This is a genomic window from Micromonospora sp. NPDC003197 (genome assembly GCF_053590565.1).
Window position 1 is genome coordinate 86,340 of the sequence record NZ_JBSFTE010000006.1, and the last position, 20,275, is coordinate 106,614.

Sequence of the window (20,275 nt, forward strand, 5' to 3'; positions counted from 1 at the left end):
AAAGGGACCCCGATGACACCTCCGCACAACTACCTGGCGGTCATCAAGGTCGTTGGCATCGGTGGTGGCGGTGTCAACGCCGTCAACCGGATGATCGAGGTTGGACTCAAGGGCGTCGAGTTCATCGCGATCAACACCGATGCGCAGGCGTTGCTGATGAGCGATGCCGACGTCAAGCTCGATGTGGGCCGGGAGCTGACCCGAGGGCTCGGCGCGGGCGCGAACCCGGACGTCGGGAAGAACGCCGCCGAAGATCACCGGGACGAGATCGAAGAGGTGCTCAAGGGTGCCGACATGGTCTTCGTCACCTGTGGTGAGGGCGGCGGTACGGGCACCGGTGGTGCCCCGGTGGTGGCGAACATCGCCCGCAAGCTCGGTGCCCTGACCATCGGCGTGGTCACCCGGCCGTTCTCGTTCGAGGGCAAGCGGCGGCAGGTCCAGGCCGAGTCCGGCATCGACGAGCTGCGCAACCAGTGCGACACGCTGATCGTGATCCCCAACGACCGACTGCTCGCCCTCGGCGACCGGGGCATCAGCATGATGGACGCCTTCCGCCAGGCCGACCAGGTGCTGCTCTCCGGTGTGCAGGGCATCACCGACCTGATCACCACCCCGGGTCTGATCAACCTGGACTTCGCCGACGTCAAGAGCGTGATGAGCGGGGCCGGCAGCGCGCTGATGGGTATCGGCAGCGCCCGGGGCGAGAACCGCTCGGTGGAGGCGGCCGAGGCGGCCATCTCCAGCCCGCTGCTGGAGCAGAGCATGGACGGCGCGCGGGGCGTACTGCTCTCCATCGCCGGCGGCTCCGACCTGGGGCTCTTCGAGATCAACGACGCTGCCCAGCTGGTCACGGACGCGGCCCACCCGGACGCGAACATCATCTTCGGTGCGGTGATCGACGACGCACTGGGTGACGAGGTACGGGTGACCGTGATTGCCGCTGGCTTCGACGGGGGCGCTCCGGCCTACAAGGCAGCGGATACGCGCAAGCCCAACCAGAGCTCCTCCCCGGTGTCGCACGGGGGTGGGCCGGTGGCCCCGCCGCCGCCTCCGCCCGCCCAGCAGCCCCGTCGGGTGCTCTTCGACGATGTGGACGTCCCCGACTTCCTCAAGAACGGCTCCTGAGCCGTACCCATGACCGATTCATCCGTCGCGGCGTCGACCGAGCGCCGCGCGCAGCTTGCTGGCAGCCTGGCCCGGGTCCGGAGCCGGATCGCGGCGGCCTGTGCCGCCGCCAACCGGGACCGGACCGAGGTCACCATGATCGCGGTCACCAAGACGTACCCGGCCAGTGACGCCGTGTTGCTGGCCGGGCTGGGTGTTACCGATCTGGGCGAGAACCGGGACCAGGAGGCGGCCGGGAAGGCCGCCGAGGTGGCAGCGGCCGGGGTCGACGTACGGTGGCATTTCGTTGGCCAGCTGCAACGCAACAAGTGCCGTTCGGTGGTCGGTTACGCCGACGTGGTGCACTCCGTGGACAGCGTCCGGCTGGCCACTGCACTGGCTGCCGCCGCCGAGCGCGGCCGGGACCGGGTGCTGGACGTACTGGTGCAGGTCAGCGTCGATGGTGACCCGGCCCGGGGCGGTGCCGTCGCCGGCAGTACCGACCCCGACCGGAGCCTGGACCGGGTCGCGGCCGAGGTGGCCGCGAGCAGTGCGCTGCGGTTGGCCGGCGTGATGGCCGTGGCACCCCTGGGCTGGGAGCCGGAACGGGCCTTCGCCCGGCTTGCCGGGATCGCTGCGGGACTACGCGCGGCCCATCCCGGCGCCACGGCGATCTCCGCCGGGATGAGCGGCGACCTGGAGGCCGCCATCGAGTACGGCGCGACACATGTACGTATTGGCAGCGCGTTACTCGGAATGCGTCCCACGCTGCGGTAGCCTGACCGGCGAAAGGCCAAACTACATCAGTGTTGTTTGAGACATATCCCTCAGCGACGGGGGTCAGCGGGCGTTTGGCGGTTTTGACTCGCCGCGCCGGGGAGAAGTCTCAAGCCTGTGGGCACGCAGTGTTCACGTGCGTGACAGCGACAGGCACGGGGGGCGTGCCGCACGGCGGACGGAGGGGCGCGGATGGGTGCACTGCGCAAGGCGGGGGTCTGGCTCGGCCTCGTCGAGGAGGACGATGAGCGGGCCTACGACGAGGGTGGCTACGAAAAGGGTGGCTACCGTGAGTCGCGTTACCGGCAGAGCCGGTACACCGAGGACTTCGCCGACGATGACGACGACCAGGACGACCCGCCCGCCGTGCCCCGGGCTCGGATCGGTGACCGTGACCGTGACCGTGACCGTGGCCGGCTGTCGGAGCGGGCCAGCGTCCGCGCTGCGGAACTGGACCGGGCCGAGCCCGAGCGACCGGAGCGGTCCAGTGTGCGTTCGATCACCCGGCCGGGCGCGTCGGAGGCCCCACCCAGCCTGAGCTACCACACCCGGGACAACCTGGCCCTGGCCCCCCAGCCGCCAATCCGGGAGCGGGAGCGGCCGGTGGTGGTCGAGGAGGAGCAGCGCTACCAGATCACCACGCTGCACCCGACCACGTACCGGGAGGCCCGTACCATCGGCGAGCACTTCCGGGACGGGGTGCCCGTGATCATCAACCTCACCGAAATGGATGAGGCCGATGCCCGCCGCCTGGTGGATTTCGCTGCCGGGTTGGCCTTTGGGCTGCGCGGTACGATCGAGCGCGTGACCAACCGGGTGTTTCTGCTCTCGCCGGCCAACGTCCAGGTCACCGCGGAGGACAAGGCCAAGATCGCTGAGGGTGGCTTCTTCACCGCCTGAGTTAGTCCGACCGAGGGATCTTGTCTGCCGTGTTTTCGATCCTGTTCCAAGTCCTGTATCTAGTCCTTTACGTGTTTTTGCTGGTTCTTTTGGCCAGGTTCGTCCTAGGTGCCGTCCTGCAGTACGGTCGGCGCTGGCAGCCCGGCCGCGGAGCGGCGGTGGGACTGGAATCCGTGTGGAGCGTCACTGATCCGCCTCTCAAGGCGTTGAGGCGTGTGATCCCACCATTGCGAATTGGTACCGTGAGCATCGACCTGGCCTCCCTTGTGCTCCTGGTTATCCTGTTCGTGCTGATGGAGTTCGTGTTAAGGCCGTTGATCCACCAGTCGAACAGCTGGTGACACCAGCGCGCTACGCGGCCGCAACTGACCCGAGGAGTTTCGATGCCGCTTACCCCGGCTGACGTCCACAACGTCGCCTTCAAGAAGCCGCCGATCGGCAAGCGGGGGTACGACGAGGAGGAGGTCGACGCCTTTCTGGACGAGGTCGAGCGTGAACTCGCTCGGCTGATTGAGGAAAACAACGAGCTTCGTGCCCAGGTGGAGCGCGGCGGACGTGGCGGCGCACCAGCCGGCCCGGGCGCCGACCCCAGGTTGGCCGCTGAGCTCAACGACGTCAAGACCCAACTCGACCGGGTGCAGCGCGACAAGGCAGCCGCCGAGCAGGCAGCCCGCGCGATGCAGGCCGAGTTGGAGCAGATGCGCGGGCAGACCGGCCAGGTTCCCGGCGGCGACGGCGAGCAGCAGGCCCTGCGGGTGCTGATGATGGCCCAGCGCACGGCCGATGACCACGTGACGGATGCCCGCCGCGAGGCCGACCAGCTGCTTTCCGAGGCGCGGACCAAGGCCGACGAGGTCACCCGCGAGGCGCGGGCCAAGGCCGACGCCCTGGAGCGGGACGCGCGTCAGCGGCACCAGGAGGCGATGGGCGGCCTGGACGCCAAGCGCACCGCACTGCAGAAGCACATCGAGGAACTCAAGCAGTTCGAGCGGGAGTACCGCACCCGGCTCAAGGCGTACCTGGAGAGCCAGCTGCGTGACCTCGACGGGCGCGGACAGGGCCTCGAGGTGGAGATGACCAGGACCGACGGCAATCGGTCCGGAGGCAGCTCCACGAGCCTGGCCGCAGCCGGTCTGGCCAACTCGTACAGCGGCAGCCGCTCCGGTGCCCTCGAAGCGGGACGCTGACGCCGACCACCACGGAAGCCGGAATGACGCGGCGGGGGTGAGCCATGATTCTCGCAAGTCTGCTGCTCATCCTCGTCGCCGTCATCCTGCTCGTGCTCGGTCTGGCCAACGGGTCGAGCGGGTTACTGATCGGTTCCATCGCGGCAAGCCTGTTGGCGGCCGTCGCCCTGGTGGTGGGAGCCCGCCAGGCGGCCGCCGCCCGGGCTGCTGACGACGACACCAGGCGAGCAGACGACGACTGGTCGTCGCGTCGTCGGGAACCCGTTGGCGGCCTGGTCGACCCGGTCGGGGCGAGCGTCCCGACCCAGCACACGCCAACTTCCACCGCGGCCGGCCGACCGACCGACCCACGTTCCGCGCCAGCCGGGGACGAGTCGGATGGCCACGCAACAGCAGCCGACGACGAGGTCCCGGCCGACGAGCCGCCAGCCCAGGCGGTACTGGCGGCGGACGCCGCCCGGATTGCCCGAATGTCCGCCGAGGTGCTGGTCGTTGACGGGCGGCCCCGCTACCACCTGCCCAGTTGCCCGCAGCTCTCCGGTCGCGACCCGGAGGTGCTGCCGGTGAAGGAGGCGGTGGAGCTGGGCTTCACCCCGTGTGGCCGTTGCGAACCGGACAGCAGCCTGCTGGCCGACACTCGGCACGGCTGAGCGCCGGTACCGTGCCGGGCGCAGCTCGTAGACCCGGTCGGCGGGGTGCCGATGACTTCGTCGATCCCACTGTGCGGTCGGCATCGGGACAGCTACCGGAGTCCGGACCGGTCACGGTCGCGGTCCGGGTGAAACCGGGTGCCACCCGGGCCCGGGTGGGCGGCCGGTTCGACGGGCCGTACGGACCCGCCCTGATCATCTCCGTCAACGCGCCCGCCGTCGACGGTCGGGCCACCGAGGCCGCCCGTCGCGCGTTGGCCGAGGCGCTGGACGTACGCCCACGGGCGGTGGAACTCCGCGCCGGGGCGGCCAGCCGTGACAAACTCTTCCATGTGGACGGCCCGGCACCGGCGATCGACGTACGGCTGCGCCGGCTGCGGGACGGATCCGTGGACTGAGCCGGCCCGACCGGGGCGACCATGAGTGACAGTCTCAACCTTGCCCTGTTGCTCGGCGCGGCGGTGCTGCTGGTCGCCGTGGGCGCGGTACGTCTCTCCACCCGGGTCGGTCTGCCCAGCCTCCTAGTCTACCTGGCCCTCGGCATGGTGCTCGGCCGCTCCGTTCTCGGCATCCGCTTCGACGACGTCGAGCTGACTCGTACCCTCGGCTTCTGCGCGTTGGTAGTGATCATCGCCGAGGGGGGCCTGACCGCCCGATGGAGCACGTTGCGGCCGGTGCTGGGTATCGCCGCCGGACTCGCCACGATGGGGGTGGCGGTCAGCATCGTGGTGGTGGGGGTGGCCGTCCACCTCCTGCTGGGGCTGGACTGGCGACTGGCGCTGCTCTACGGTGCGGTGCTCTCCTCCACCGACGCGGCAGCGGTCTTCGCCACCCTGCGCCGGTTACGGCTCCCGCCCCGGCTGGTCGCCACCCTCGAAGCCGAGTCGGGCATGAACGACGCGCCGGTAGTGCTGCTGGTCATCCTGCTGTCCAGTGTCACGCCGGAGGCCACCCACCCGTGGTGGCAGGACGTGCTGCTGGTCGGCTACGAGTTGCTCGTCGGCGCACTGGTCGGCCTCGCGGTCGGGCTGGGCGGCCGGTGGACGCTGCGCCGGGCTGTATCCGATCGCGGCGGTGGGACTTACCGTGCTGGCCTACGCCGCCGGCGCGGTGGTGCACGCTTCGGGTTTCCTCGCCGTCTACGTGGCCGGGGTGCTGTTGGGCAATGCCCGGCTGCCACATCGTCAGGCCATCCTCGGGTTCGCCGACGGCCTGGCCTGGCTGGCTCAGATCGGCCTGTTCGTGCTGCTCGGCCTGCTGGTCACCCCGACCCGGCTGGACGAGGCGGTGCTGCCGGCGATCGTGGCCGGCCTGGCGCTGGTGCTGGTGGCCCGGCCGGTCTCCGTGGCGGTCTGCGCCACCCCGTTCCGGGTGGGCCTGCGCGACCAGGTCTTCCTGTCCTGGGCGGGGCTGCGTGGAGCGGTACCGATCGTGTTGGCCACGATTCCGCTCTCGTTGCGGGTACCGGGGGCGGCCCGGCTCTTCGACGTGGTCTTCGTACTGGTGGTGATCTTCACACTGGTGCAGGCCGGGACGTTGGCCCCGGTGGCCCGCTGGCTCCGGGTCACCGCCCCCGCCGAGGCGGCCGAACTCCGGGTCGAGACGGCACCCCTGGAGCGGATGCGGGCGGACCTGCTCCAACTGTCGGTGCCGCCGGGCTCCCGGCTGGCCGGGGTGCACATCGACGAACTGCGGTTGCCGGTCGGGGCTGCGGTGACCCTGGTACTGCGGGACGGGTCGGGGTTCGTGCCCGTGCCGGACACCCGGCTTCGGACCGGGGACAGCTTGTTGATCGTGGCGACCTTCGAGGTACGCGACGCCGCCGAGCGCAGGTTACGAGCGGTCAGCCGGCGAGGACGACTGGCCCGGTGGTTTGGCGAGTATGGCGACGATCGCAGCGAATGATCTGCTAGCGTTCGCTTTGCCCTGGTTTATGGGTTGATTCGGGCTGTTAGGCGTCGCATCGGTGCGGCATGTTGTCGGACGCATGTACGTTCCGTATTCTTGCCAATTCGGAGTGCGTGGCGTCCCGCCGCGCGCCGTTTTGCAAGTGGGGGACGCCGTGACCGAGCGGACCAGGGCACGTACGGCCGGAGGGCGGGACACGACAGACCCGTACCACCGCCGACACCACCACTACGGCCATGCCTTCGGGTGTGGCCATGTCCAATAGGGTTCGCCGGCCGATTGCGTGAGGCGCCGGGAGCCCTGTCCAGGCACCGCCGATCGCCGCGGAGTCCGCGGCCAAGGGAGCGACGATGGCGAAGCCAGCCGACATCAACACCGCCAGCCGTAAGGGGACGGGCAAGGCCACCCGCAGCGCCGCGGAGACAGAGAAGATCCGGGCAGCCCTGGCGGCGCGGCGTGACGAGTTGCGCGCCGAGTACGATCAGACGCTGAGCGAGATCGCCGAGCTGCAGCGCGACCGGCTGACCGACTCGGCCGGGGACGACCAGGCCGACACCGGGACCAAGACGTTCGAGCGGGAGCAGGAGATCTCTCTCGCCAACAGCATCCTGGAACGCATCACGCAGGTGGAGCGGGCGCTGGAGCGGCTCGACGAGGGTGGCTACGGCTGGTGCGAGAAGTGCGGTAATCCGATCCCGGTGGAGCGGCTCGCCGCCTTCCCGTCCGCGACCCTCTGCGTTACGTGCAAGCAGTTGGAGGAGCGACGGTAGGCGCGGAAGCGAGCCTTCCGGCGCGGACGGAAGGTACGACCGCTGAACACCGATGAGGAGCAGATGACCGCAGCACGGCGCGCCGGCCCCGACATCCCTCCCGAACCCGCCGAGCCGGCGGGCCGCCCGCCCCGACGGCGAGCGGTCACGATCCTCGCGGTCGTCGCGCTGCTGGCCTGGCTGGCCGACCTCGGCACCAAACACCTCGCGCTGGCGATGCTGGAGGATCGCGAACCGGTGCGGTTGCTCGGCGGCGCGGTCTATCTGAGCCTCACCCGCAACAGCGGGGCGGCGTTCAGCCTCGGGTCCGACTACACCTTCGTGTTTCCGTTGATCACGGCGGTGGTGGTCGGCTGGATCAGCTGGATGGCCGTCCGGTTGCGGTCCGTACCCTGGGCCATCGCCCTGGGGCTGGTGCTGGGCGGCGCGCTCGGCAACCTCACCGACCGGATCTTCCGGGCACCGGGCGTGCTACTCGGGCACGTCGTCGACATGATCAGCGTGTTCGATCCGTACGGGCAGGTCTTTCCGATCTTCAACCTGGCGGACAGCGCGCTGGTCTGCGGTGTCATCCTGGCCGTCCTGCTGGAGTTCACCGGCCGGCAGCGCGACGGCACCCGGATCCAATCGGGCGACGGCAAACCGACGCCCGACAACAGCGTGAGCGACGACCAGCGGGAGCGTGCGTGACCTCGACCTACGGACCTGACCAGGTACGCCCCAGCGGCGACCGCCGCTCCCTACCGGTCCCGGACGGCCTGGACGGTATGCGGCTGGACCAGGCGGTGTCGCGGCTCTTCGGCCTCTCCCGCACGGTTGCGGCCGCGCTGGTGGAGGCGGGTGACGCCCTCGTCGACGGAGTGGCCCGCCCGAAGTCGGAGAAGGTCGACGCGGGTTCCTGGCTGGAGGTCACCCTGCCCGCCCCGGCGGCGGCACCCCAGGTCGTTCCGCAGGCGGTGCCGGGGCTACGGGTGGTGTACGCCGACGACGACATCGTGGTGGTCGACAAGCCGGTCGGGGTGGCGGCCCACCCGAGTCCCGGCTGGACCGGACCGACGGTCATCGGCGGCCTGGCCGCCATCGGCCACCGGATCGCCACCAGCGGTGCCGCCGAGCGGCAGGGCGTGGTGCACCGGCTGGACGTGGGCACCACCGGCATCATGGTGGTGGCCAAGAGCGAGCAGGCCTACAGCCTGCTGAAGCGGGCCTTCAAGTTCCGCGAGGTGGAGAAGCGCTACCACGCGATCGTGCAGGGGCACCTCGACCCGCTACGGGGCACCATCGACGCCCCGATCGACCGGCACCCCAGCCACGACTACCGGTGGGCGGTGGTCACGGGCGGCAAGCCGAGCATCACGCACTACGACACGATTGAGGCGTTCCCCGCCGCCAGTCTGGTCGACGTCCACCTGGAGACCGGTCGTACGCACCAGATCCGGGTGCACTTCTCCACCCTGCGGCACCCGTGTGTAGGCGACCTTACCTATGGTGCGGATCCCACCCTCGCCGCCCGGCTCGGCCTCACCCGCCAGTGGCTGCACGCTCGGGAGCTGAGCTTCCAACACCCGCGTACGGCGGAACCGGTCCGGTTCGTCAGCGACTATCCGGACGACTTGCAACGAACGCTCACCATCCTTCGGGACTGACCGACGTGTCAGGGATCATTCCGGGGACGGATCATTTCGACGGCAAGGTGCGTGCCGGGGTGTGGCCTGAATAGGCTTTGCTTCGTAGCCTGTCAGGCGGGGCACCGATGGCGCTGGGAGGGCGAGCCGTGGACGGCACCGAGACCGGCTGGGGCCGACCTGGGGAACCAGCACCGCGCTGGCGCGCGTTGCTCGACCGGGCTCGGCTCGGCCGCACCGGTGAACATGACGACAGCGGCACCCGTGAGACGGGCGGTCGCTGGGGCGGCGACGAACACACGGGCACCGCAGCGGGTGGACCGGGCCAGAGCAGTGGTTCGGAATACGGGCGTCCAGGTCGGTCCAGCGGTCCGGCCGATCTCGACTATTCGAGCGACCTCGGGGCAGGCTTCCTGGCGGAGCCACCTCGACCGGGCGAGTCCCGGTTCGCCCTACTAGAGAACGGCTACCGCGCCGATCCGCCCCGCTACCTCCCGCCGGCCGAGCCGTCGTACCCGACTCCGGTCGAGCCGTCGTACCACCCCACACCGGCGGAGCCGTCGTACCACCCTGCGCCGGTCGAGCCGAGCCCGGCCACGCCGCCCCAGCGGTCGTACCCCGCACCGGCCGAGCGTGGGTTTCCCCGGCCGATGGACCGGAGCTTCGGCACGTCGGTGGAGCGCGGGCGGGCCACTCCCATTCCACCCCGATACGCCCCCGCCAGTGACCCAGGACCGGCCGATCCGGCGATCCCCGCACCGGGGCAGATCGGGCCGGGGCCGATGGCGCCAGGGCAGGCCGCACCGGGCGTGTCCCGGTACGCGGCGCTGGAGAGCGGCGGCTACCGCGCTGAGCCGAGCTACCCCGAGCCTGCCCGCACCGTCGCCCGGGAGCCGATTGCCCAGGAGCCGCTCGCCCGGGAGCCGCTCGCCCGGGAGCCGCTCGTCCCGCGCCGGCTGATGGAATGGCGGGAGAATCACCGCGACTCGGAGGTCGACCGGGCGGTCAACGTCCTCCGACGTGACCTCGGATCGCCCCGGGTGTTGGCCTTCGCCAACCCCAAGGGCGGCGTGCACAAGACCACCGCCACCGTGCTGGCGGCGGCCACCGTCGGCAGCGTGCGCGGTCGGGGCGTACTCGCCTGGGACGACAACGAGCTGCGCGGCACGTTGGGACTGCGTGCGGGCAGCGCTCGGCACGCCCGGACGATCCGGCACCTCATCTCGGACCTCATCGACATCGAGGCACGGCACGGCACCGACTTGATCGAGCGGCTCGACGACTACCTGCGGCACGCCTCCGACAACTCGTACGACGTACTGGCCGGGGAGGAGAGCCCCCGGTTCGCCCAGCAGCTCGACCAGCACACCGTGGGGCGGGTACTCGACCTGCTGCGCCGAACCCACGAGGTCATTTGTGTGGACACCGGCAACAACGTGGAGAGCGTCAACTGGCAGACGGTGCTGCGGGCGGCCGATCAACTGGTGCTGACCACCGTGCCCCGGGAGGATGCGGCGTTCACCGCCGACTGGATGCTGGACCTGCTGCACGAGGTGGGCATGGGGGAGCTGGCAAACAACGCGGTGACCCTGCTGTCCTGCCCCACGCCCGGTCGCTCGCCGCTGCTCGACGACCTGGAGCGGCACTTCGCCACCCGGACCCGGGCGGTCGCGGTGGTGCCGTACGACCCGGCGCTGGAGGTCGGCTCCTCAATCGAATATGGACAGCTGCAACCGGGCACCCGGGAGGCGTGGTTGCGGGCGGCGTCGGTGATGCTGGAGCCGTTCGTCCGCTGAGCGCCCAACGCTCGACCGACGCACGGGCCGGGCCGGAAGCCGTTCGCTTCGGACGCCGGAGCGATGTCAGGCCCGGTAGTTTGATGGATCCGGGTCCGGCACCCACCGAATGGACGCGGCCTGAGAGGATCATTCGGTGAGCCCGGAATTTTCCGACCACCATCGGTCCGACGACAGCACGCGCCCGGCCGAGCATCCCCCCGAGGGGATGCCGCCCCCGGGGCCGGCAATGTCGCCGCCGTCGGCACCGGGTTGGCCGTACGAAATTTCGGCTGTGCCGCAACCGCAACCGCAGCCCCGGGGACGGCGGCTCGCGGTCGGCGCGGGCGGCGTGTTGGCGTTGATCCTGCTCGGCGTACCGCTGGGCCTGCTCTGGGCGATGGTCTCGCCGCAGGTCCCGGTGGTTCGGACCGAGGCCGGTACGGTGCTGACCCAGCCCCAGCCGGAGGAGTTCATCGCGGCTGACGGTTGGTTCAGCCTGCTCGGACTCGGCTTCGGAGTGCTGGCGGCGATCGCGTTCTGGCTGGTCCTGCGACGCTACCGGGGTCCGCTGAACCTGCTGCTGCTCGTCGTCGGCGGAATCGGCGCGGCGGTGGTCGCCTGGCAGGTGGGACGCCGGATCGGGCTGGACGAATACCAGCGGTTGCTGGCGACCGCCCAGATCGGTGAGCAGTTCAACAAGCCGCCGGATCTGCGCGCCGGCACCTTTGAGTGGCTCTACGGATGGGTGCCGACCCTGCAGGGTGACCTGCTGCTGCCTGCGTTCGGGGCGGTGGTGACGTACACCCTGCTGGCGGGGTGGTCCCGCTGGCCCGACCTGCGGCCGGAACCGGAACCGCTGCCGGGGCCTTACCCGGGACCGCAGCCGGGATCGGGGCCGTACCCGGGATTCGGGCCGCAGGGGCAGCCGCAGCCGCTCAGTTGGGGCTCGTCCGTACCGCCAGCTCCGGCAGAGGCACCGGCACCGCCCGAACCTGGCGCAGCAGAGCCGCCTCGCGGTTGAGTAACCGCAGTTCGGCCCGGAGCCGCCCGGCGGTGTCCGGGATGGCGAGTAGCCGTTGCCGGTCGACCACGGTCAGCGCGGCCGTGGCCGCCACGAGATGGGAGAGCACCGTCGGATCTTCCGGCAACTGTTCGGAGATCTCCTGCGAGTCGGCCCGGATCAGCCCGAGGTACTGCCGGAACACCGCGAGCACCCGGGGCGCGAGCAGGTCGGCGGTGTCGTCCGGCTCCGCCGGCTCGGTGAGCCACTCCACCTCGGCGATCAGATAGGGCGCACTCCGGTCGTCCACATCCGTGATCCGGAATCGGCGGCGACCCACCGTCACCAGGTCGAAGTCGCCGTCGGTCAGCTCGGTGACCTGCCGCACCTCGGCGGTGCAGCCGACGTCGTAGAAGCTGACCACCGTGTCGGCCGGATCGACCGTCGCGCCCGGTGGGGGCAGCACCTCCCAGCCGCTACGGATGGCCACCACCCCGAACTCGCGGGGCGTGCCGTCGGGCAGCCCGACCAGGTGCCGAACGAGGGCCCGATAGCGTTCCTCGAAGATGTGTAGCGGTAGCACCAGTCCTGGGAAGAGCACCGTTCCGAGCGGAAAGATCGGCAGCCGCGCACCCATCGGTCGAGCCTAACCTCTCCGGTAGCCGCGGCGCGTCACGGTGTCCGGGTGGCCCGGATCACCGTCTCGGGTGGCCCCGCTCACCGTCTCGGCTGGCCCGGCTGACCGTTTGGGGTGGCCCGGCTCACCATCCCGCTACCTGGGCAGTCGCGGTTCGGCAGGTGAGAGCGGCCTAGACTCGCAGGCGTGCTGAAGCGGATCGACCTGCGCGGCGACGCGCATAACCCACGGGAGCTACTGCCCCGTGCCCAGATCGACGTTTCCGTGGCGGTCGAGGAGATCCGCCCCGTCGTGCAGGCCGTGCGTGAGCATGGCTTCGCCGGCATCCGCGAGGCCACCCATCGACTCGACGGCGTCACCCTCGACCAACTGCGGGTGCCGGCCGAGGCGCTCGTCGCCGCGGAGCGGACCCTGGACCCCGAGGTCCGGGCCGCGTTGACCGAGTGCATCGAACGGGCCCGCCGGGTGCACACCGACCAGCGACGCGGTGACCACACCACCGAGGTGGTGCCCGGCGGCACCGTCACCGAACGGTGGGTGCCGGTCGACCGGGTCGGCCTCTACGTCCCCGGTGGCCTGGCCATGTACCCCTCGACGGTGGTCATGAACGTGGTGCCGGCGCAGGTGGCCGGGGTCCGTTCGCTGGTGGTCACCAGCCCGCCGCAGGCCGACAACGGCGGACTGCCCGACCCCCGGGTGCTCGCCGCCTGCGCCCTGCTCGGCGTGGACGAGGTGTACGCCGTCGGCGGCGCGCAGGCGATCGCGATGCTCGCCTACGGCGCGGCCACCGACGCCGAGGGCAGCCAGCGCTGCGCACCGGTCGACATGATCACCGGGCCGGGCAACATCTGGGTCACCGCCGCCAAGCGGCTGCTGCGCGGCGTCGTCGGCATCGACGCCGAGGCCGGACCGACCGAGATCGCCATCCTGGCCGACGACACCGCCGATCCGGCGCACGTCGCCGCCGACCTGATCAGCCAGGCCGAGCACGACCCGCTCGCCGCCAGCGTTCTGGTCACCCCGTCGGCCGCGCTGGTCGAGGCGGTCGAGCAGGAACTCACCCGGCAGGTCGCCGCCGCCAAGCACGTCGAGCGGATCACCACGGCGTTGGGCGGTGAACAGTCCGGGGTGGTACTGGTCGACGACCTTGAGGCGGGGCTGCGGGTGGTCGACGCGTACGCCGCCGAGCACCTGGAGATCCAGACCCGGGACGCCCGCCAGTGGGCACTACGGGTACGCAACGCCGGCGCGATCTTCGTTGGGGCGTACTCGCCGGTGTCGCTGGGTGACTACTGCGCCGGTTCCAACCACGTGCTGCCCACCGGGGGCTGCGCCCGGCACTCCTCAGGACTCTCCGTGCAGTCGTTCCTGCGCGGCATCCACATCATCGAGTACGACGAGGCGGCGCTGCGCGACGTCGCGCCACACGTGGTGACCCTCGCCGGGGTGGAGGACCTGCCGGCGCACGGCCAGGCGGTCCAGGCCCGCTTCCCGACCAGGCAGCGGACGGCGAGGCCATGACCACCCTCGACGACCTGCCGATCCGCGACGACCTGCGGGGGCGCCGGCCGTACGGGGCACCTCAGCTGGACGTGTCGGTACGGCTCAACACCAACGAGAACTCCTACCCGGTGCCGGAGCCGGTGGTGGCGGCGATCAGCAAGGCGCTCGCCGCCGAGCTGCGGGACCTGAACCGCTACCCGGACCGGGACGCGGTCGCGCTCCGTACCGACCTGGCCGACTATCTGGGCCACGGACTGGACGCCGACAACCTGTGGGCGGCCAACGGCTCCAACGAGATCCAGCAGCAACTGCTCCAGGCGTTCGCCGGGCCGGGGCGTACCGCCCTGGGCTTCACCCCGGCGTACTCGATGCATCCGCTGCTGGCGCTGGGGACCGGCACCCGGTGGGTGGATGGTCGGCGCGCTGCCGACTTCGGCCTGAGCCCCGCTCACGCAGTGGATCAGGTACGCGAGCACCGGCCGGACGTGGTCTTCCTCTGCTCGCCCAACAATCCGACCGGCACCGCCCTGGATCCGGCGGTGGTCGACGCCGTGCTGGCCGCCGCACCGGGGATGGTGGTGGTGGACGAGGCGTACGCCGAGTTTGCCCGCCCGGGGACCCCCACCGCGTTGGCCCTGCTGCCGGGGCATCCCCGGCTGGTGGTGACCCGGACCATGAGCAAGGCGTTCGGGTTCGCCGGTGGCCGCCTCGGCTACCTGGCGGCCGACCCGGCGGTGGTGGACGCGGTGCAACTGGTGCGGCTGCCGTACCACCTCTCCGCGCTCACCCAGGCTGCCGCGCGGGCGGCGCTGGCGCACCGGGATGCGCTGCTCGGTACCGTTGAGGTGATCAAGGAACAGCGGGACCGGATCGTCGCCGAGCTGCGTCGGCGGCGGTTCACGGTGGCCGACAGCGACGCCAACTTCGTACTCTTCGAGGTCGGCGGGGATCAGAGCACGGTGTGGCGGGCGTTGCTTGAGCACGGTGTGCTGGTCCGGGACGTCGGTCTGCCCGGCTGGCTGCGGGTGACCGCCGGCACACCGCAGGAGACCGACGCGTTCCTCGCCGCGATCGATCAGTCCGGAAAGGTGGAACAGTGAGCAGAACCGCCCGGGTCGAGCGGACCACTGCGGAGACCAAGGTCCTCGTCGAGTTGGACCTCGACGGCACCGGCAAGGCCGAGATCAGCACCGGGGTCGGCTTCTACGACCACATGCTGCACCAGATCGCCCGGCACGGCGGTTTCGACCTCACCGTGCAGACCGTCGGCGACCTGGAGATCGACGCACATCACACCATCGAGGACACGGCGCTCGCCGTGGGCACCGCCTTCGACCAGGCACTCGGCGACCGGGCCGGGATCCGGCGGTACGGCTCGGCCACGCTGCCGATGGACGAGGTGCTGGTGCAGGCGGCGGTCGACCTCTCCGGCCGGCCGTACGTGGTGCATGACGAGCCGGCGCTGGCCCCGTACATCGGGCCGGTCTATCCGACCAGCATGACCCGGCACATCTGGGAGTCCTTCGGACAGACCGCCCGGCTGACCCTGCACGTGACCGTGCTGCGGGCCGCCCGACCAGGCGGCCACCCCGACGCGCACCACGTGGTGGAGGCCCAGTTCAAGGCGGTGTCCCGGGCGCTGCGCGAGGCCACCTCGATCGACCCGCGTGCGGCCGGCGTGATCCCCAGCACCAAGGGGGCGCTCTGATGAGCGCGAGGAACGAGCTTGCGAGTCCCGCAGTCGCGAATGAGGGTGGGCTCTGATGGATGCCGTACTGCCGATCCTGCTGCTCGCACTGGCCGGGATCCTGGCCGGTGGGGCCTGGTCGTCGTACCGGCAGGGTGCGTCGCCGAAGGCGATCGTCGTCATCGTCCTGCTCGCCGTGGTGTCCGCGACCGCTGGGGTGTTCTGGATGCTGCCTGAAGGCAGCATCTGATGGCCGCCCGAGTGGTCGTGCTCGACTACGGCTCGGGCAATCTGCGTTCCGCCCAGCGGGCGGTGGCCCGGGTCGGTGCGGAGGTCGTGGTCACCGACGACCTGGCCGCTGCCGTGGCCGCTGACGGCCTCGTCGTGCCCGGGGTCGGGGCGTTCGCCGCCTGTATGGCCGGGATCGAGGCGCTGGGTGCCGGCCCGGTCATCGCCGAGCGGGTCGCCGCGGGCCGACCGGTGCTGGGCATCTGCGTCGGCATGCAGGTGCTCTTCGAGTACGGCGAGGAGCACGGCGTGGTCACCAAGGGGCTGGGCCTGCTGCCGGGCGGGGTGACCCGGCTCGCCGCCCAGCGGCTGCCGCACATGGGCTGGAACACCGTCGAGCCGGCACCTGGTTCGATGCTCTTCGCCGGGCTGCCAACCGGTAGCCGGTTCTACTTCGTGCACTCGTACGCGGCCGCCGACACCGACGTGTTGACGGAGGCGGGGGCCCGGGTCACGACGGCCACGCACGAGACCGGCTTCGTGGCCGGGGTCGAGCGGGGAGCACTGTCGGCGGCGCAGTTCCACCCGGAGAAGTCCGCCGACGCCGGGGCCACCCTGCTGGGCAACTGGGTGTCGACCCTGTGAGCAAGGAGCGGGCCCGGCTGCGGGCGGCCCGACAGGCTGAGGCGGAACGGGACCGGGCCCGCCGGGCGCGGAAGGTGGCCCGGCGGCAGCGGCGGCGAGCCCTGGTGCACCGGCTCACCCCGCGACTGCCGAACCGGCGTACCGGACGGCTCTTCGCCCGCCGCAGCCGAGGGGAGCGGGCCGGGGTGGTGGTGCTGTCGCTGGCGGCACTGCTCGCCATCTGGCTGCTGATCGATTCCCTGGCGCTGCGCCTGATGGCGATCGTGTTGATGCTGCTCGTGCTGCCGGCCGTCGTGGTGATCGCCCTGGGCCGTCGTACCTGAGAAGCCCAGGTGCCTAGCGCCGTCGTACCTAGCGCCCCGTTGTATCTAGCGTCGGCTCACCTAGAGCCGTCGTACCTAGACAGGAGACCAAGTTGAGCCTCACCCTGCTTCCCGCCGTCGACGTGGCCGACGGTCAGGCCGTACGTCTCGTCCAGGGCGCTGCCGGCAGCGAGACGAGCTACGGCGACCCGCTGGAGGCGGCGCTGGCCTGGCAGCGGGACGGAGCTACCTGGATCCACCTGGTCGACCTGGACGCCGCCTTCGGCCGGGGGTCGAACGCGCACCTGCTCGCGGAGGTGGTGCGGCAGCTCGACGTGGCGGTGGAGCTTTCCGGCGGTATCCGTGACGACGAGTCGTTGCAGGCGGCGCTGGCCACCGGCGCGGCCCGGGTCAACATCGGTACGGCCGCCCTGGAGGACCCGGTCTGGTGCGACCGGGTGGTCGGCGAGTACGGCGACCGGGTGGCCATTGGGCTGGACGTACGCGGTCGTACGCTCTCCGCCCGGGGCTGGACCCGCGACGGCGGTGACCTCTTCGAGGTGCTGGAGCGGCTGGACAAGGCGGGGGCGGCCCGCTACGTCGTGACCGACATCACCAAGGACGGCACGATGCGCGGCCCCAACCTCGAGCTGTTGCGCGAGGTGTGTGCCCGCACCGACGCGCCGGTGATCGCCTCCGGTGGCGTCTCCACCCTTGACGATCTGCGCGCGTTGGCGACGCTGGAGCCGATCGGGGTGGAGGGCGTGATCGCGGGCAAGGCCCTCTACGCCGAGGCGTTCACCGTGGCCGAGGCACTCGCCGTGCTGGCTCAGCCGTGACCGGCCGGTGGTCGGGTGGCCCGGATAGGCTCGTCGCATGACGGTGGCGGTGCGGGTCATTCCCTGCCTGGATGTGGACGACGGCCGGGTGGTCAAGGGGGTCAACTTCGTCGACCTGCGTGACGCGGGCGATCCGGTCGAGCTGGCCGCCGCCTACGACCGGGCCGGTGCCGACGAGTTGACCTTCCTCGACGTGACCGCCTCCTCGGCTGGCCGGGGCACGATGCTCGACGTGGTACGTCGTACCGCCGAGTCGGTGTTCATCCCGCTGACCGTCGGCGGGGGTGTACGCCAAGTCGCCGACGTGGACACGCTGTTGCGGGCCGGCGCGGACAAGGTCGGCGTCAACACGGCCGCGATCGCCCGCCCGGAACTCATCACGGAGATCGCCGAACGGTTCGGCCGGCAGGTGCTGGTCCTCTCGCTCGATGTCCGGCGGGCCCCGCGGGGCACCACCGGTAGCGGGTTCGAGGTGACCACCCACGGTGGGCGTCGGGGCACCGGTCTCGACGCGGTGGACTGGGCGCACCGCGCGGCTGAACTGGGCGCGGGGGAGATCCTGCTCAACTCGATGGACGCCGACGGCACCAAGGCCGGCTTCGATCTGGAGCTGATCCGGACGGTACGTCAGGTGGTGGAGGTGCCGGTGATCGCCAGCGGCGGGGCCGGCGCGGTGGGCGACTTCCCGCCGGCCGTCGCGGCGGGGGCGGATGCGGTGCTCGCGGCCAGCGTCTTCCACTTCGGCGAGCTGAGCATCGGTGAGGTGAAGGACGCGCTCCGATCTGCCGGGCACCCGATTCGAGACGTCGTCACCGCTGGCTGAGCCCGGCTAGCGGGGACGGACCCAGCGGGAGCGCGGCACGGGTCCGACTCAAGTCAGCGGGGGCCGTCCTCCGGGGAGCGGCGCGGGCTCGGGATGAGCCGAGCCGTGTATTCCTGTACCGCCCGAGCGTGGTCGTCCTCGTCGAGGACCCAGGCGGCGGCCCCGGGGGTGTGTCGGCGGCTTAGCACTCCACGCATGGTCTCCACAGCAGCCGCGAGGCCGCCCTGTGGCCGGGTACGCCACAGCTGCTCGCCGGCCGGGGTGAGCTGGAACCAGCCGTCCGTCACACTGATCAGGCCGGCTCCGGCGAGCCGCTGAACGGCGATCTCGACCTCCTGCCGGGCCGGTATGGTCCGTCGGAGATGGTCAGCCGTGGAGAGGACGTCGGCTAGTCGTACGCCCTCCGGTCGTCGGGTCGACGCCGACCGGCGGTGGCGACCCGCTCCGCCTGCGATGACCAGCGATACGAAGATCCAAGCGTCCGACAACCGCCATCCCTCGTCCCCCATGCTGAACATGATGCCGCGTGATCGGCTTCGAGGGAACGGGTGTCGGGCGGATCTCTCGGTCGGCTCGTACCGACATTGACAACCCGGGTCTGTCAGTACACGGTGGACAGATGGTCGTGACGGTTCGTCCTGCCCACCACCATCTCTGTCCGTGACCGGGAAACCGGACGGGCCAGCCACCGTCGCCGCCGGTGGCTACGCCGCACTGCTCGCCCGGCCGGAAGGGCGTCGCCTGGCATTGGCCGCGGTGGGGGCCCGGCTGCCGCAGAGCATGATCGGCATCTCGATCCTCTTCCTACTGGCCAACCAGGAGGATGTCCGCGTCGCCGGGGCGCTGGTGGCGGCGTACACCCTGGGGTTCGGCATGGTCGCACCCTTGAGCGGACGACTGGTCGACCGGTTGGGAGCGCGTCGCGTGATCCGGGTCGGCATGGCCCTGTTCCTGGTCGCTGCCGGGCTGCTGGTGCTGGCCGCGACGCGCAGTGCACCCGTGCCGCTCACCGTGGCCTGTGCGGCGGTCACCGGGGCCAGTATGCCCCCGCTCGGTCCCGCTGTACGAGCCCACTGGCTTGGCCTGCCGGAGACGTATCGGCGCGCCGGGGTCGCCCTGGACGCCGTACTGCTCGACGTCTGCCTCATCGTGGGGCCGGTCGTCGCGTCGGCGCTGGTCGCCGTCCGGCCGTACCTCGGGGTGCTGGCCATTGTGGTGATCACCGGGTTGGGCGCGTACCTGCTGCTCTCGGTCCTTCGCGCCCTCCCGGCGCGGGCCGACGAGCCGACCGGCCAGCCGGGCCCGGGCTGGTGGGGGCCGCTGCGCTCGGTGGCCTACCGGCGGCTGCTGGTGGTGATGGTCTTCGCGAGTTGCGCGATCGCGGCCGTGGCCGTGGGGCTACCTGCGTTTGCCGGGGTCGCCAACGCCCGCTGGGCCGGTGGTCCGTTGGTGGCTGCCTTCTCCGTTGGCAGCATCGTCGGCGGCTTGCTCTGGGGGCGCCGGGGTCGGCGGTCCGGGCGGCCGGCCGAGGGGGGACCCACACCGACCCGCCTGCCGGTGGTGCTCGGCGCGCTGGTCGTCGCTCTGGCGGTCCTTCCGCTGGCCGGGGGACGACCGTTGGTGTTGCTGGCGCTCGCACCACTGGCCGGCCTGCCGGTCGCGGTGGTGCTGGCGACGCTGGCGATGGCCGCCGGGCAACGTGCGCCGGCCGGTACCGCGATCGAGGCACAGTCCTGGCTGGTCTCGGCGAACACCCTCGGGTCGGCCGCCGCCGCGCTGCTCACCACCAGCCTGCTCGGTCAGGGACATCTCATCGCGACCCTGGTCGCGCCGGCCGGGCTTGCCCTCGTGGCAGCGCTGGTGGCGCTTGCCACGGGCACGACAAATAGTGATCGCTATGGATAGAGTGCGA

At 71.1% G+C, this 20,275-nt stretch carries 23 protein-coding genes and 1 pseudogene; 22 read left to right on the top strand and 2 right to left on the bottom strand.

Annotated elements, in window-relative coordinates; genetic code table 11:
• The first annotated feature begins 12 nt into the window (after positions 1 to 12).
• The 13 genes and pseudogenes from ftsZ to ACWDV4_RS08810 all read left to right on the top strand — a co-directional run bounded on the left by ftsZ (position 13) and on the right by ACWDV4_RS08810 (position 11,720).
• The gene (ftsZ, locus tag ACWDV4_RS08750; protein ID WP_449975992.1) at positions 13 to 1,125 is read left to right on the top strand and encodes a cell division protein FtsZ; all 1,113 of its coding nucleotides are present in this window, start codon (positions 13 to 15) and stop codon (positions 1,123 to 1,125) included.
• A gap of 9 nt (positions 1,126 to 1,134) precedes the next feature.
• The gene (locus ACWDV4_RS08755) at positions 1,135 to 1,881 is read left to right on the top strand and encodes a YggS family pyridoxal phosphate-dependent enzyme (protein WP_449975993.1); all 747 of its coding nucleotides are present in this window, start codon (positions 1,135 to 1,137) and stop codon (positions 1,879 to 1,881) included.
• Between the two features lie 192 nt (positions 1,882 to 2,073).
• On the top strand, positions 2,074 to 2,781 hold the full coding sequence (locus ACWDV4_RS08760; RefSeq protein WP_449975994.1) for a cell division protein SepF: 708 nt from the start codon (positions 2,074 to 2,076) through the stop codon (positions 2,779 to 2,781).
• Positions 2,782 to 2,810: 29 nt separating this feature from the next.
• Complete coding sequence (locus ACWDV4_RS08765) at positions 2,811 to 3,122, top strand: YggT family protein (RefSeq protein WP_184536914.1); 312 nt, start codon at positions 2,811 to 2,813, stop codon at positions 3,120 to 3,122.
• A 42-nt stretch (positions 3,123 to 3,164) separates the two neighbouring features.
• A complete protein-coding gene (locus ACWDV4_RS08770) occupies positions 3,165 to 3,968 on the top strand; it encodes a DivIVA domain-containing protein (RefSeq protein WP_184536915.1) in 804 nt (267 codons plus the stop codon).
• A 44-nt stretch (positions 3,969 to 4,012) separates the two neighbouring features.
• Complete coding sequence (locus tag ACWDV4_RS08775; protein ID WP_449975996.1) at positions 4,013 to 4,618, top strand: hypothetical protein; 606 nt, start codon at positions 4,013 to 4,015, stop codon at positions 4,616 to 4,618.
• A 71-nt stretch (positions 4,619 to 4,689) separates the two neighbouring features.
• On the top strand, positions 4,690 to 5,016 hold the full coding sequence (locus ACWDV4_RS08780) for a DUF167 domain-containing protein (RefSeq protein ID WP_449975998.1): 327 nt from the start codon (positions 4,690 to 4,692) through the stop codon (positions 5,014 to 5,016).
• A gap of 21 nt (positions 5,017 to 5,037) precedes the next feature.
• A pseudogene (locus ACWDV4_RS08785) lies at positions 5,038 to 6,523 on the top strand (potassium/proton antiporter).
• 353 nt (positions 6,524 to 6,876) lie between these two features.
• The gene (locus tag ACWDV4_RS08790) at positions 6,877 to 7,296 is read left to right on the top strand and encodes a TraR/DksA family transcriptional regulator (protein ID WP_449976000.1); all 420 of its coding nucleotides are present in this window, start codon (positions 6,877 to 6,879) and stop codon (positions 7,294 to 7,296) included.
• 63 nt (positions 7,297 to 7,359) lie between these two features.
• Positions 7,360 to 7,986 carry a signal peptidase II gene (gene lspA, locus ACWDV4_RS08795; protein WP_449976002.1) on the top strand — a complete coding sequence of 209 codons (627 nt, stop codon included), beginning with the start codon at positions 7,360 to 7,362 and terminating at the stop codon, positions 7,984 to 7,986.
• A 77-nt stretch (positions 7,987 to 8,063) separates the two neighbouring features.
• Entirely contained in the window at positions 8,064 to 8,942 is an 879-nt protein-coding gene (locus ACWDV4_RS08800; RefSeq protein WP_449976273.1) for an RluA family pseudouridine synthase, read from the top strand.
• 107 nt (positions 8,943 to 9,049) lie between these two features.
• Positions 9,050 to 10,717 carry an ATPase gene (locus ACWDV4_RS08805; protein WP_449976003.1) on the top strand — a complete coding sequence of 556 codons (1,668 nt, stop codon included), beginning with the start codon at positions 9,050 to 9,052 and terminating at the stop codon, positions 10,715 to 10,717.
• A gap of 208 nt (positions 10,718 to 10,925) precedes the next feature.
• Positions 10,926 to 11,720, top strand: a complete 795-nt coding sequence (locus ACWDV4_RS08810; RefSeq protein WP_449976274.1) for a DUF2567 domain-containing protein — start codon at positions 10,926 to 10,928, stop codon at positions 11,718 to 11,720.
• Here the strand turns inward: ACWDV4_RS08810 and ACWDV4_RS08815 are convergent.
• Positions 11,635 to 12,336 carry an LON peptidase substrate-binding domain-containing protein gene (locus tag ACWDV4_RS08815; protein WP_449976004.1) on the bottom strand — a complete coding sequence of 234 codons (702 nt, stop codon included), beginning with the start codon at positions 12,334 to 12,336 and terminating at the stop codon, positions 11,635 to 11,637. The two genes, ACWDV4_RS08810 and ACWDV4_RS08815, sit on opposite strands and share 86 nt — an antisense overlap.
• 186 nt (positions 12,337 to 12,522) lie before the next feature.
• On the opposite strand from ACWDV4_RS08815, the gene hisD reads away from it, so the two are divergent.
• The 8 genes from hisD to hisF all read left to right on the top strand — a co-directional run bounded on the left by hisD (position 12,523) and on the right by hisF (position 18,363).
• Positions 12,523 to 13,857, top strand: a complete 1,335-nt coding sequence (hisD, locus tag ACWDV4_RS08820) for a histidinol dehydrogenase (protein ID WP_449976006.1) — start codon at positions 12,523 to 12,525, stop codon at positions 13,855 to 13,857.
• On the top strand, positions 13,854 to 14,939 hold the full coding sequence (locus ACWDV4_RS08825) for a histidinol-phosphate transaminase (protein WP_449976007.1): 1,086 nt from the start codon (positions 13,854 to 13,856) through the stop codon (positions 14,937 to 14,939). Before hisD ends, ACWDV4_RS08825 begins: the two co-directional genes overlap by 4 nt.
• Positions 14,936 to 15,547, top strand: a complete 612-nt coding sequence (hisB, locus tag ACWDV4_RS08830) for an imidazoleglycerol-phosphate dehydratase HisB (protein ID WP_449976009.1) — start codon at positions 14,936 to 14,938, stop codon at positions 15,545 to 15,547. The genes ACWDV4_RS08825 and hisB overlap by 4 nt, the downstream gene beginning before the upstream one ends.
• A 55-nt stretch (positions 15,548 to 15,602) precedes the next feature.
• A complete protein-coding gene (locus tag ACWDV4_RS08835) occupies positions 15,603 to 15,776 on the top strand; it encodes a hypothetical protein (protein WP_449976010.1) in 174 nt (57 codons plus the stop codon).
• The gene (hisH, locus tag ACWDV4_RS08840; protein WP_449976011.1) at positions 15,776 to 16,399 is read left to right on the top strand and encodes an imidazole glycerol phosphate synthase subunit HisH; all 624 of its coding nucleotides are present in this window, start codon (positions 15,776 to 15,778) and stop codon (positions 16,397 to 16,399) included. The genes ACWDV4_RS08835 and hisH overlap by 1 nt, the downstream gene beginning before the upstream one ends.
• Positions 16,396 to 16,722, top strand: a complete 327-nt coding sequence (locus tag ACWDV4_RS08845; protein WP_449976012.1) for a hypothetical protein — start codon at positions 16,396 to 16,398, stop codon at positions 16,720 to 16,722. Before hisH ends, ACWDV4_RS08845 begins: the two co-directional genes overlap by 4 nt.
• A gap of 92 nt (positions 16,723 to 16,814) precedes the next feature.
• Positions 16,815 to 17,540, top strand: a complete 726-nt coding sequence (gene priA, locus ACWDV4_RS08850) for a bifunctional 1-(5-phosphoribosyl)-5-((5-phosphoribosylamino)methylideneamino)imidazole-4-carboxamide isomerase/phosphoribosylanthranilate isomerase PriA (protein WP_449976014.1) — start codon at positions 16,815 to 16,817, stop codon at positions 17,538 to 17,540.
• Positions 17,541 to 17,577: 37 nt separating this feature from the next.
• Complete coding sequence (gene hisF, locus ACWDV4_RS08855) at positions 17,578 to 18,363, top strand: imidazole glycerol phosphate synthase subunit HisF (RefSeq protein ID WP_449976016.1); 786 nt, start codon at positions 17,578 to 17,580, stop codon at positions 18,361 to 18,363.
• 53 nt (positions 18,364 to 18,416) lie between these two features.
• On the opposite strand, the gene ACWDV4_RS08860 is transcribed toward hisF, so the two are convergent.
• The gene (locus tag ACWDV4_RS08860; RefSeq protein WP_449976018.1) at positions 18,417 to 18,872 is read right to left on the bottom strand and encodes a hypothetical protein; all 456 of its coding nucleotides are present in this window, start codon (positions 18,870 to 18,872) and stop codon (positions 18,417 to 18,419) included.
• Positions 18,873 to 19,023: 151 nt separating this feature from the next.
• Between ACWDV4_RS08860 and ACWDV4_RS08865 the strand changes: the two genes are divergently transcribed.
• Complete coding sequence (locus tag ACWDV4_RS08865) at positions 19,024 to 20,268, top strand: MFS transporter (protein WP_449976019.1); 1,245 nt, start codon at positions 19,024 to 19,026, stop codon at positions 20,266 to 20,268.
• Positions 20,269 to 20,275 lie beyond the last annotated feature (7 nt).

Excerpts from the sequence above, each read along its gene's own strand:
- hisH (WP_449976011.1), top strand. The coding sequence starts at position 15,776 with ATGGCCGCCCGAGTGGTCGTGCTCGACTACGGCTCGGGCAATCTGCGT.
- ACWDV4_RS08810 (WP_449976274.1), top strand. The coding sequence starts at position 10,926 with ATGCCGCCCCCGGGGCCGGCAATGTCGCCGCCGTCGGCACCGGGTTGG.
- ACWDV4_RS08760 (WP_449975994.1), top strand. The coding sequence starts at position 2,074 with ATGGGTGCACTGCGCAAGGCGGGGGTCTGGCTCGGCCTCGTCGAGGAG.
- ACWDV4_RS08825 (WP_449976007.1), top strand. The coding sequence starts at position 13,854 with ATGACCACCCTCGACGACCTGCCGATCCGCGACGACCTGCGGGGGCGC.
- ftsZ (WP_449975992.1), top strand. The coding sequence starts at position 13 with ATGACACCTCCGCACAACTACCTGGCGGTCATCAAGGTCGTTGGCATC.
- ACWDV4_RS08755 (WP_449975993.1), top strand. The coding sequence starts at position 1,135 with ATGACCGATTCATCCGTCGCGGCGTCGACCGAGCGCCGCGCGCAGCTT.
- hisF (WP_449976016.1), top strand. The coding sequence starts at position 17,578 with ATGACGGTGGCGGTGCGGGTCATTCCCTGCCTGGATGTGGACGACGGC.
- ACWDV4_RS08770 (WP_184536915.1), top strand. The coding sequence starts at position 3,165 with ATGCCGCTTACCCCGGCTGACGTCCACAACGTCGCCTTCAAGAAGCCG.
- ACWDV4_RS08790 (WP_449976000.1), top strand. The coding sequence starts at position 6,877 with ATGGCGAAGCCAGCCGACATCAACACCGCCAGCCGTAAGGGGACGGGC.
- ACWDV4_RS08860 (WP_449976018.1), bottom strand. The coding sequence starts at position 18,872 with ATGGGGGACGAGGGATGGCGGTTGTCGGACGCTTGGATCTTCGTATCG.
- ACWDV4_RS08815 (WP_449976004.1), bottom strand. The coding sequence starts at position 12,336 with ATGGGTGCGCGGCTGCCGATCTTTCCGCTCGGAACGGTGCTCTTCCCA.
- lspA (WP_449976002.1), top strand. The coding sequence starts at position 7,360 with ATGACCGCAGCACGGCGCGCCGGCCCCGACATCCCTCCCGAACCCGCC.
- ACWDV4_RS08835 (WP_449976010.1), top strand. The coding sequence starts at position 15,603 with ATGGATGCCGTACTGCCGATCCTGCTGCTCGCACTGGCCGGGATCCTG.
- ACWDV4_RS08775 (WP_449975996.1), top strand. The coding sequence starts at position 4,013 with ATGATTCTCGCAAGTCTGCTGCTCATCCTCGTCGCCGTCATCCTGCTC.
- ACWDV4_RS08805 (WP_449976003.1), top strand. The coding sequence starts at position 9,050 with ATGGCGCTGGGAGGGCGAGCCGTGGACGGCACCGAGACCGGCTGGGGC.
- ACWDV4_RS08800 (WP_449976273.1), top strand. The coding sequence starts at position 8,064 with ATGCGGCTGGACCAGGCGGTGTCGCGGCTCTTCGGCCTCTCCCGCACG.